This is a genomic window from Ferroacidibacillus organovorans (genome assembly GCF_001516615.1).
Taxonomy (GTDB): domain Bacteria; phylum Bacillota; class Bacilli; order Alicyclobacillales; family SLC66; genus Ferroacidibacillus; species Ferroacidibacillus ferrooxidans_B.
Genome location: NZ_LPVJ01000071.1, coordinates 137,929 through 149,458 on the forward strand (window position 1 = coordinate 137,929; position 11,530 = coordinate 149,458).

General features: G+C 57.1%; 6 protein-coding genes and 1 pseudogene. All 7 read left to right on the forward strand.

The window, feature by feature from the left end; translation table 11 throughout:
* The first annotated feature begins 19 nt into the window (after positions 1–19).
* The 7 genes and pseudogenes from ATW55_RS15395 (at position 20) to ATW55_RS15420 (ending at position 11,399) form a co-directional block, all read left to right on the forward strand.
* Positions 20–778: a LamB/YcsF family protein gene (locus ATW55_RS15395; RefSeq protein ID WP_067720310.1), complete on the forward strand. Its 759-nt coding sequence runs from the start codon at positions 20–22 to the stop codon at positions 776–778.
* Positions 779–846: 68 nt separating this feature from the next.
* Positions 847–1,443 carry a hypothetical protein gene (locus tag ATW55_RS15400; protein ID WP_153005195.1) on the forward strand — a complete coding sequence of 199 codons (597 nt, stop codon included), beginning with the start codon at positions 847–849 and terminating at the stop codon, positions 1,441–1,443.
* An 18-nt stretch (positions 1,444–1,461) separates the two neighbouring features.
* Positions 1,462–1,599, forward strand: coding sequence for a hypothetical protein (locus ATW55_RS16420; RefSeq protein ID WP_160327274.1), 138 nt, complete (start codon positions 1,462–1,464; stop codon positions 1,597–1,599).
* Between the two features lie 12 nt (positions 1,600–1,611).
* Positions 1,612–1,968: pseudogene (locus ATW55_RS15405) on the forward strand (peroxiredoxin family protein); the annotation flags it as partial.
* A 217-nt stretch (positions 1,969–2,185) separates the two neighbouring features.
* Positions 2,186–4,843: an efflux RND transporter periplasmic adaptor subunit gene (locus ATW55_RS15410; protein WP_067720317.1), complete on the forward strand. Its 2,658-nt coding sequence runs from the start codon at positions 2,186–2,188 to the stop codon at positions 4,841–4,843.
* Positions 4,840–8,277, forward strand: coding sequence for an efflux RND transporter permease subunit (locus ATW55_RS15415; RefSeq protein ID WP_067720319.1), 3,438 nt, complete (start codon positions 4,840–4,842; stop codon positions 8,275–8,277). Before ATW55_RS15410 ends, ATW55_RS15415 begins: the two co-directional genes overlap by 4 nt.
* The gene (locus ATW55_RS15420) at positions 8,274–11,399 is read left to right on the forward strand and encodes an efflux RND transporter permease subunit (protein ID WP_067720321.1); all 3,126 of its coding nucleotides are present in this window, start codon (positions 8,274–8,276) and stop codon (positions 11,397–11,399) included. The genes ATW55_RS15415 and ATW55_RS15420 overlap by 4 nt, the downstream gene beginning before the upstream one ends.
* Positions 11,400–11,530 lie beyond the last annotated feature (131 nt).

Here is an 11,530-nt window from a genome sequence, read left to right on the forward strand (position 1 = left end):
GGAGCGGGAGTGAGGGCGTGTGCGCATTGATTTTAACGCGGATCTCGGCGAGGGGTTTGGGCCGTACACGATGGGCGACGATCAGGTCATTCTCGACGTCGTCACGTCGGCGAATCTCGCTTGTGGATTTCACGCGGGAGATCCAAATGTGATGATGGAGCGCATCGAGATGGCGCATAACCGCGGGGTGCGCATCGGCGCGCACCCCGGTTATGCAGATCGCCTCGGGTTTGGCAGACGTGACATTCCGCATGCGGATGAGGAGTGGATCCGCGTGATTCTCTATCAGTGGGGAGCGCTTGCAGCGCTCGCCACACAAGTCGGTGCGCGTGTCACGCATCTTAAAATGCACGGCGCACTGTACCACAAGTCGGCGTACAGTCCTGCATGCGATCAACTGGTAAAGGCGATTTGCAAAATGGATGATCGCGTTGTACTGTTTGCGCCGTGTGGCAGTCCGCTCGCGAAAGCCGGCAGGTCGGCGGGACTCACGGTATGTGAAGAAATGTTCGCGGATCGCAGTTATGAACCGGATGGAACATTGACACCGCGCAATGTGGAAGGCGCTATTTTCCACGATCCGGAAGTGATTGCGCGCCGGATCGTGGACGCGCTTACGCATGGCGCTATCGCCGCCCGCGACGGCACAACCGTTCCACTGCGCGCGGACACGGTATGCATCCACGGCGATCACGCGGGGGCGGTTGAAATAGCACGCACGCTGAAGCTTCGCCTTCAGGCGCACGGTGTGGTCGTTGCCCCTTATAGGGTTAGGTGAAATGCCAAAGAGGCCAGCTCTATCTTGAATCTTGGTTTGACAAAGATTTACCTTTGACGAGTCTTTCAGTGACTGTGGCAGGGCAACGATTTTATCTGCTTCAAGCAAAAGACTGGTGGTCCTTTTCTGCAGATGTTCAGAAAAGATGGATATTAAAGTGGTTAAGAGAATGGCATAAACGTGATGAAGGCAGCGCTTTGGTAGCGATCGATGGCGCAGATGTAAGATTGCCGCTTGAACTTCTTAACGAGTTCACAGGGACATTTGCTGATCGAAGTGGCCCAAATTGCTTTGCCGCAACCGCTGCGATGGCCGTGTGCAGAAGCAGTGTTCAGAACCTTGCACAAGCTCGTGATTTGATATTTTCATGGCTTCATCAAGAACCCTTTTTTCGATTGCTCAAGGCGCATCATTACTGTGAGGTTTCCGTTTATCGCGGCATCGATGATCAACGCCACGTAGAACCAGGCGATGTCTTGGTGTGGTATACGGGCGATCAAGTGGCGCGTCACGCTGCGTTTGCCGTCGCGAGTGATCACGTATTCCAAAAACATGGACAGGGCTTTGAGAATCCATGGCAGATCTTGAAGATTGAAAAAGTATGGTACAACACGCATTTGGAAACGGGGGGCCATGTGGCTCTCTTTCGAATGAAAAGACAATGATTCTGAGGGAGTGGGAACATGCCGAGAAACGTGGGGCTAGAGCCGGGTCAGAGGATACCGGATTTTACGCTTTCAGACCTTGCGGGCGTGGTGCATCGACACACGGAGTATCTCGGAAAACCGCTGCTGCTCTATTTCCTGCGTGGCACGTGGTGACCGAATTGTCGTCGCCAACTCGGGGAGTTGGACAAGCAGCGCGCGGCGATTGTGGCCGCTGGCGCCGAGATTCTCTGCATCGTCGGGCAAAACCGCGCGGCGGTTGCCGCGTATTTTGCGAAGCTCGGTTACACTTTTCCTATTCTGATCGATGAGACGCGTGAGGTGATCCAAGCGTTTGATGTGTATCACGCGCTATCCTTTGATGCGTATCGCATCGCGCGGCCCAGCCTTTTTGTCGTGGATCGGGGCGGGCAGATCGTCTTTCGCTATGTGGGGCGCACTCAGGCGGACAATCCGCCAAGCGATCCGCGATTGCGCGAATTGGCGGATGTGCTTAGGCACGCGGCGCAAAAGGATGAATCTTAATCGGAGTGGAAGTGAACGCGTATGGCGCGCGTATTGGTGACAGGCGCGCGGCCATGCACGCGTTTACCAAACTGCGAGATGCGCTGAATAATTTACTTGGCCAATGAAACGGATATCCTCTTAAAGCTAGATTTCAGCAACCTCCTCTACCATGATGGCATCCTTGACTCAATCCATGTGATGAGTCGCTTGAACGTGAAAGGCGGATGCGATCGACGTGAAACCCCCAAGCGCTATACTCTCCCCAAAATGGATCAAAACGGGCGCATTGCTCGGCTTATCAGGCGCCATCGCAACCGCCTATGCGACAGGTGGATTCTCGCGATCCACAAAAGTGATGGCACAGCAAGTGGCGACGCCAAAGTCGATCTACGTACAGACGGCGACCGCAAGGCAGGGGACGATTGCACAAACCCTGTCGCTTACAGGCAGCGTGGTGAGTCCAGAGTCCGTCTCACTCTCACCGCGCGTTGCTGGAAATTTACAATCGATCCGGGTTCATGTTGGGCAGAGGGTACATGCCAATCAGGTGCTTGCGCAGCTTGCGAGCGGAACTGCACAGGCACAATGGCTCGTTGCGCAAGGAGGGCTCGCGAGTGCGCTCGGGAAGCTGAACCAGGCGCGCCAATCGATCAATCCGTACACCCTGGCGTTGGCAAACACCAACGTACAGATCGCGCGCGATAAGCTTAAGACGTTGCTGACAGGTGTCGCACCTGCGAAAATCGCGCAGGCGCGCGCTGCCGTCACAGAGAACACACAGTCGGTCGCTCAGTTGAATCAGCAGTACGCGTGGATGAAATCAAGTCGTGGCCCGCAGTCCATCGCGCTCGCGGATGCAGAGCGTGCACTGTCTGACTTGAAATCGGGGCAAAGCCCACTCGCATTGGCGGTGACAAATGCTGAGCAGGCTTTGCAAAGTTTTATGAACGGAAGCGCACCACAAAATGTGGCGGTCACCGTGCAACAATCAAACGCGAATGCCAGCACTACAGCACTTCAATCTGCAGAAGGCAATTTGCAGCGCATTCAGTCAAGTGCGAGCCCGCAAGGGGTCGCAGTCGCGAGCGATCAGGCGACGCTGCAGACAGACCAACAAAATCTCGCCACACTGCAGAGTCAACTGCAACAGGTGGAAGCCGGAAATGGACTGTCGGCCGCAATCCAGCAGGCGGTCGTTGGCGCGCAGGACAATTTGAATGCGATTAAAAGCGCGAGCAGCCCAGATGGGGTCAAAGTGACACAGGATCAACAGGCGCTAGCGGCGGATGAGGCGACGCTTTCCTCTCTTCAGGCGCAGACACCTTTGACGACTGCGCTCCAGGCGCAGATTGCAAGCGCACAGATGACGGTCACAAACGCAGAGAACACGCTTTCTTCTGATCAGGCGATGTGGAACTCCGCCATCGCAGCGGCACAAAATCAACTCGATCAAGCAAACGCGGCGGCGCAGACTGCCAATCAGAATGCCGTCACGGCGCTTCAGAACCAAATCAGCTCGGCACAAGAGGCGATCGTTTCAGCGCAGAGTAAGCTGGCGTCAGACCAAGCAAACTGGACAAACGCGATCAGCGCCGCGGCAGATCAAGTGAACGCGGCGAGCACGGCCGTCTCACAGCAAAATCTCGCCAATCAAGGAAAACTCTCGATTTTGCAAGCGGATCAGAGTCAAGCGATGCAGATCGCGTCTCGCGCGCTTGCGACGGCGAAAGCGCAGTATGCCCAGGCGCTTCATACGGATGAACAGGCGGTGCAAATGGCTGGGGCCAATGAACAGACAGCCATTCAGCGTATGCAGACGACACTGCAAAAGGCACAGGCTGCACTTGTTGCGAGTCGCGACAATCTTGCAGCGCTTCAGGCGCCGCCGCAACCAAGCGTTCTCGCTGCGGCAAAAACGGCTGTCTCCGCCGCCCAATTAAAGGTGGAACAACTGCTTCACCCAATGAATCAAGGAACGCTTCAAGCGCTGACAGGCGCCGTGACGGCGGCGCAGGGACGCCTGCAGATCGCGCAACAGGCTTTAAAAAACACGGTCATTACAGCGCCTTTTCCGGGAATCATCACTGCGATAAACGCGCAGCCAGGCAGTGCAGTGTCTGCGGCCAAACCGCTCATCGCAATGGTTGGCGCGACCCTTGAACTACAGGCACAACTCAGCCAGCAAGATATCACTCAGGTGCACACGGGCGAGCGTGTTCTTTTTACGCTGCCTTTTGCGCCAAGCCAAGAGGAACAGGGCGTCGTTGCTTCCATCTCGCCAATTGTCAACCCGCAGACGCTCTCTCTTACAGTGACCATCTCGCCAATGCGACCAATGGTTGGGATGGCTGCGGGAGAAACGGCGGCGATTCAGGTTGTGACTCGTTCCAATTCTCACGCGGTACTTATTCCAACGGCGGCCATTAACACGCAGACGGGTTCGCCGCAAGTGTATATGGTGAAAAATGGCCGCGCGCTCTTGCAAAATGTCGTGACAGGTGCGACACAAGGTGCGTGGACAGAAATTTTGTCGGGCGTCACAGCGGGCGAACAGGTGGTTACGCTCGGCCAGACATTCCTTGCGCCGGGGGATCGCGTCACGGTTTCGAATGCAATCGCGCGGGCAAGCGGCGCGTTGACGGCAAAGTCACCTGCGTCTTCATCGGCAAAGTCTGCACCAACCACGGCACACCACAAGGGAAAGCACAAAGGAAAGCACAAAGGAAAGCACAAAGGCAAACACAAACACAAAGGAAAGCACAAAGGAAAGCACCACAAAGGTTTGCATAAGGGCAAGCACCACAAAGGCAAGAAAGCTAAAAAAACGGCGTCTACAGCAAACGGCGCCGCACCATCAGGCGCGGCTGCAAAAAGTGGAGGTAGCACGCCATGAACGTGACCGAACTCGCGGTGCGGCGTCCGATTACTATTTTGATGTTGATCCTTGGACTGGTCCTGATGGGCGTCATTTCCTACGGGCTGCTTCCTGTCCGCGAATTGCCAAACGTAAATTACCCGTACCTGCAGGTGACGGTGAGCGATCCGGGGGCTGACCCGCAAGATGTCCGAACAAGTGTGACCGATCCGCTGGAAAACGCCTTGACGGCAGTAAATGGTGTCACGTCGATGACGTCCGTCTCCATGCAGGGCGTTTCAGATATCACGCTGCAGTTTGCCGCAGGCATCAACATCAACACGGCAAACAATGATGTCGCCCAGGCGCTTCACGCTGTTGCGCGCAAGCTGCCTGCGACAGCGAGCTTGCCGAGCATCACCGCGACCAATCCTGCCGCGGCGCCGATCATGAGTCTCTCACTGTCTGGCAAATTGAATCAAATGCAGTTTTACACGCTCGCGCAGAAGTCGATCGTTCCGGCGATAGAGAGTGTGCCGGGAGTGGGTGCGGTCGACCTGCAAGGTGGTTTGATTCCGCAGATCAACGTACAGGTGAATGAATCCGCACTGCTCGCTTATAATGTCACATTGCCGCAGATCCGTCAGGCCTTGGCGACACAGAATACGAGTGCGCCTGTAGGCGCGCTGAACAATGGGTCGCAAACGTACACGGTTGGCACGCAGACGCCCTTCACGACAGCGGCTTCTCTCGCCAACGTGGTGATCCAAAGCACACCGAAACCGGGCAAAACGGGTGCGGGCACTTCTGGCGTCGGCACGGGCGCAGCCGGAGGCGCGGCCTCCCAGGCACCGAAGAGGCTGCTCACACTCGGTCAACTTGCGACGCTATCTCAAGGCTATGCGACACCGCTCTCGATCAATCGCTTGAATGGGAAGACGGCGGTTGGCATCACGATCACCGCACAGAGCGGCGCGAACAGTTTGAGTGTGGAATCGGGTGTCTTGAGCGCGATTAACAAGCTAAAAAAGACATTGCCGCCAGGGGCGACCCTGCGCGTCATCGCCGATCAGACGGTGTATACGAAGGCAGCGCTTAGTGCTGTTTTGCGCGATCTGATTCTGGCGGTTGTTCTCGCGTCCGCGGTGCTCTACGTGTTTTTGCGGCGCTTTAGCCACACGCTCATTGTATTTTTCGCGATTCCCGCGAGTCTTCTGTCAACCTTTATCGTGATGTACGCATTTGGCTTTTCACTCGATTTGATGAGTATGTTGGCACTCTCGCTTTTGATTGGAATTCTCGTTGACGATTCAATCGTCGTTCTTGAAAACATCGATCGCCATTTAAAACTCGGCGCAGATCCGCGCACAGCGGCGGTGCGCGGCCGCACAGAAATTGGCGCGGCGGCAGTCGCCATAACGCTTACGGACGTCGTCGTGTACATTCCGATCGTCTTCGTGCAGGGAACGGTCGGCCAGTTGTTTCGCGAGTTTGGATTGACCATCGCTGCCGCCACGCTGTTTTCGCTTTTTACATCGTTTACGTTAACGCCGATGCTCGCGTCGCGCTGGCTAAAGGGAAATCGCGATTTTGCACAAAGGGTGAGCGAGGGTGAACGCGAGGTTTTGGGCGAGGGCGCCTGTGCTGCACAAGCGCTGCGACACAGTCCAAAGATGCGACGCTTTGCGGCGTTTAAGGCGCGGTGTAAAGCGGGTTCTTCTCTCCTACGCGCGGGGGAGCGCTTCATGGATGCGCTGAAATCGCGCTACGAACGCTTGCTAAAGGTGACATTAAGCCACCGCCTGCGGGCGCTGGCGGTGGCTGCTTCGGCACTTCTTGTGAGTGCGTGCTTTTTGCCGTTTGGCTTTATCGGCACATCGTTTGTCCCGCCAGAGAATCCCCAGACCTTTCGTGTCGGCGCGCAAATGCCTACGGGGACATCGCTTTTGACGACAGACGCGGCGATGCGCGTGTTTTCTGCCAAGTTGAAAAAAATTCCGGGGATTCAAGCGGTGTTTGCCACAGCCGGTGTCGCCTTAAACGGGTTGAACCAAGCGAATGACGCCGTTCTTACAGTGGTGCGCGCCGATCAGGGACTACAGGCACAGGCGCAAAAACGGAATAAAAGTGGCGTGCGCGCGAAAGGCAGCAAAAAAGCGCGGGCGCGCGGGGGGAAAAAGGCGGGAAACGGCATCTCGCTAAGCGGCGCGAATGCGACGCCACTCCCACCGATCGACCCGCTGCTCGCAAGGATCCAGACGATTGCAAAGACCATACCCGGCCTGCAGATTCAGACGGATGTTCCGAATCCGCTCGTTATCAACAGCAGCACGCCAGTCAGCGTCCAGGTCAGCGGTCAGAGTCCGGTGGTGCTTCAGGCGCTTGCGCAAAGTGTGCAGGGGTTGCTCACCCGCCTGCCTGATCTCACAAATGTAAAGAATCAAAGCGCGGCGTCCCTGCCCGTGTGGTTGATTCACGTAAACGATGCACAGGCGGCGCAACTCGGCGTTACGACACAACTTGTCAGTCAGGCGGCACAGGCGGCCATTGGCGGTGTCATCGCTTCGACAATCCAATCGGCGGGCAGTGGCGTGCAGACGAACATCATGGTGAGCATGCAAAATGGCAGCCACTTTACACCGACAGAACTCGCCGGCATCCCGATCGCCTCGCGTCACGGGCAGATGGTCACACTCGGTGAGGTGGCGAGCATCTTGCTTGCGCCAGGACCAGTTTCGCTCACGGAGGCAAACCGGCAGTTGACAAGCGTTGTCACGGCAGGCACGACCAACCCGTCGCTCGGCCAAGTCGCGCAACAGGTGCAGCAGGCGCTTTCCAGCCTGCAACTGCCACCTGGCTACAGCGTGACACTTGGCGGTGAAATCGCTCAGCAGTCGCAGGCGTTTGGTCCACTGCTCCAATCCCTTGTCCTCTCGGTCATCCTGATTTACATGCTGATGGCCGCGCTGTACGAATCGCTTGTCATGCCCCTAGTCGTCCTTTGCTCACTGCCGCTGGCGACGGTTGGCGCATTTTTTGGTCTCTGGCTCAGCGGCCAGACGCTCAACATCTTTTCTTTCATGGCGCTGATCATGTTGATGGGGCTTGTCGCGAAAAATGCGATCCTGCTTGTCGACTATGCGCGTCAACGGATAAAGCAGGGGATGACGCGTGCTGACGCGCTGATCGATGCGGGCAAGACAAGGCTTCGCCCCATCGTGATGACGACGTCCACAATGGTTTTCTCGATGATTCCACTGGCGTTTCACACGGGATTTGGATCGGCTGACCGCGTGCCAATCGCAGCCGTCCTGATCGGTGGTCTCACTTCGTCGACACTGCTCACGCTCCTTTTGGTTCCTGTGCTCTTTACGTACGTGGATGATGCGCGACAGTGGATGGCGCGATGGGCAAAACGAAAGACGCGCGTGTCACTCGATGTGTCGACAGCGAGTCCGGGGGGTGCGCCGTGAACCTCACGCGCATCGCCATCAGACGTCCCATCGCGACACTCATGCTCATGCTGGCAGTGGTCCTTCTTGGCATCGTGGCGTACAGCAAGCTGCCCGTCCGCCGCCTGCCAAGCGTCAATTTTCCGCATATCACGGTGGTGCTCTCTGATCCTGGCGCGAGTCCTGGCACGATGCGGGCGCAAATGCTCGATCCCGCCGAGAATTCACTGACCCAAGTGAGTGGCATCGTCAACATGAGTGCGACGGCGCGCGCCGGAAATGCACGCATCTCACTGCGTTTTCCCGGTGGAACAAACATCAATCAAGTGGCGGTGCAAGTCGCAAATGTCGTCAATCAGGCGGCCGCAACCCTGCCTGTCGGAGCGCTGCCGCCACTGATCTTGAAGGCTGACCCGAATGCGCTCCCGGTGATGGATGTGGCGCTTTATGGGGCGTCGTCTCCGTCTGCGCTGTATGATGTGGCGAGCCAGACTGTCGCGCCAGCGCTGACCGCCGTTCCTGGCGTTGCGACGGTAAATATGATCGGTGGACGCCCGCAACAGGTGAATGTCACCCTTTCTTCGTCAAAGCTTGAACAGTACGGTCTGACGATGAATCAGGTAAAAGCTGCGATCGCGACGCAAAACAGCGCAGCGCCAGTCGGGGTCATCCAGCAAGGGAGTCAGGCTAATCCGGTTCAGGTCTCAGGCCAGGCTGGGAGTTTGACGGCGCTCCGTCAAATCGAGATTCCCTCGCAAAGCGGCTTGATCCCACTTTCGCAACTGGGCACCATCGCGCAGGGCAATCCGCCTGTCACGACGCTCAGTCACTTGAATGGAAAAAACGCGATCGGATTTGTCATCAGTGTCCAGTCAAACGCCAACACACTCACCACGGCGGCGCAGGTGCGGGCGACCATCCGCCAGATTGCAGATAATCTCCCGGCGGGAGAGCACCTGCTTATCACAGGGGACATTACATCCTATACGCGCCAGTCGATGACAGCGACCCAGCGCGATCTCTTTTTCGTCATACTCGCGGCAGGGCTCATGATCCTTGTCTGGCTGCATCGGTTGCGCATGACCCTCGTCATTTTGCTCACGATACCAGTCACCTTGTGCGCCACGTTTCTCGCCATGGATGCGGCAGGGTTTTCCATTGACATGATCAGCCTGATGGCGCTGAGCCTCCTGATTGGAATTCTCGTTGACGATGCGATTGTCGTTCTTGAAAACATCGAACGCCATCGCAAAGGTGGGTTGTCTCCTGCCGCTGCGGCGTACCGCGGGAGGATGGAAATCGGCGGCGCGGCGCTTGCCATCACGCTCACCGATGTGGTGGTCTACGCGCCGGTTGCCTTCATGCAGGGGAACATCGGGCAATTGTTTCGGGAGTTCGGACTCACCATCGTTTTTGCTACATTGTTCTCACTGTTTGTATCCTTCACGCTCACGCCGCTGCTTGCGGCGCACTTCGTGTGGCGAGGCCGCGCTTTGCCGCGCGCCACGGCATTTAGCGTGTGGTGGGAGGAGCGGTTTACGGCCGTGCGCACGCACTATGAGCGCATCCTGCACTTTGCGCTGCGTCACGCGCTGCTTGTATTCGGTGTTCTTTTCATCACCGCAGCGGGCGACATCGCGCTACTGCAAACAGGCGCGATTGCGACGACCTATACGCCAAAACAAAACACTTCCGTTTTCTTTGTGAGTGCGCAGATGCCGAATGGGAGCAGCATTGGCACGACGGATCAGGCGGTAAACGAGCTCGCCGCGCGCATCAAAAAACTGCCAGGTGTGAGTGCTGTATTCTCCACGACCGGGTTTGGCAACGGGTCCGTCACCGCCGAGAATCTTGGCCGCTTGACAGTTGATTTGAAGACTTCGCCACAACCCTCTGTCTTCGCGATTCTCCCGGAGATTCAGGCGATCTCCGTCACGATTCCAGGGCTAAAAATCCAGACCAGCCTCCCTAACGCCTTGATCAGCGGGGGCGGCGGCAGTGGCGGCGCACTCTCTGTCGTTTTGCGCGGCCCGGCGATGAGCGGACTGCAGGCACTGTCCCAGCGTGTGACGACTGCGCTCACACAGATCCCGGGCGTCGTCAATCCTGTCAGTACAGCACAAAACGCGCAACCGCAGCTGACCGTTACGGTAAGTCCACAGGCGGTTTCGTCCTTTGGCCTGAGTGGCAGTCAGGTGGGGCAGGCCATTCGCACAGCGCTTCAAGGGGTGACGGCATCCCAATACAGGCCAAGCGCAAATTCGGTTTCGGAGCCGATTGTCCTGCAGCTCGGGCAAGGCGGGCAAAGCATGACGGTGGCGCAGCTCGGACGCGTACCGGTTGCCGTCGAGAATGGTGTGCCGATTTTGCTCGGACAAATTGCGACGATTTCATCTGCCGCAGGGCCTGCGGTCGAACGCGAATACAATCGTGCGCTGTCTGTACAGATCACAGCGAATACGGGAGGCCAGCCACTTGGGCAGATCGCGAATGAGACGCGAAACGTCTTGCGCAAAATCGCCATGCCGGCAGGGTACTCCTATCAATTCAATGGGGCGATTCAGCAAAAAGCGCGCGCGTTCGGGCCGCTTAGTGCGGCGCTCAGACTGTCTTTGGTGTTGATCTACATGGTACTCGCGGCGCTCTATGAGAGTTTTCTTGACCCACTCGCCGTGATTGCCACACTTCCGCTTGCCTTGACGGGGGCCCTGTTTGGCCTGTGGGTCACAGGCGTCCCGTTTAGCCTCTACGCGTTTATCGCCACGATCATGCTGATGGGGCTCGTTTCTAAAAACGCGATACTCCTTATCGACGCGGCAAAGCGCATCCTGCGCGACGAAAACCAAAACATAGTGGATGCGCTTGTGCAGGCGGGTTCCCGGCGTTTGCGCCCGATCCTGATGACGACGGCGACGATGACCCTTGCCATGGCGCCACTGCTTTTGCCCATCGGCTCAGGCGCTTCGACGCGGATGCCAATGGCGATCGTGTTAGTCGGCGGGATGCTCGGCGGAACACTGCTGACACTTTTTGTACTTCCGGTTTTGTACTTGTGGATGTTTTCGGCCAAACGCATCCTGCGTGCGCGCATGGCAAAGTGGAAGGAAAAATCGCGCACCGGCAGGCACGTGCAGGTTTCGTGAAATCTGTAAAAAAGGGATCTTGAGAGAGTCGCTGCGCTCTCAAGATCCCTTTTTTATGTACGCCCGGCATGGGCGGAATCTTTAGGGTGCAAGTCCCGAACGGGGGTTGGCGACAGACCTACCGTTAGCCA

Coding starts and splice junctions, on each gene's coding strand:
- ATW55_RS15415 (WP_067720319.1), top strand. CDS start 4,840: ATGAACGTGACCGAACTCGCGGTGCGGCGTCCGATTACTATTTTGATG.
- ATW55_RS16420 (WP_160327274.1), top strand. CDS start 1,462: ATGCCGAGAAACGTGGGGCTAGAGCCGGGTCAGAGGATACCGGATTTT.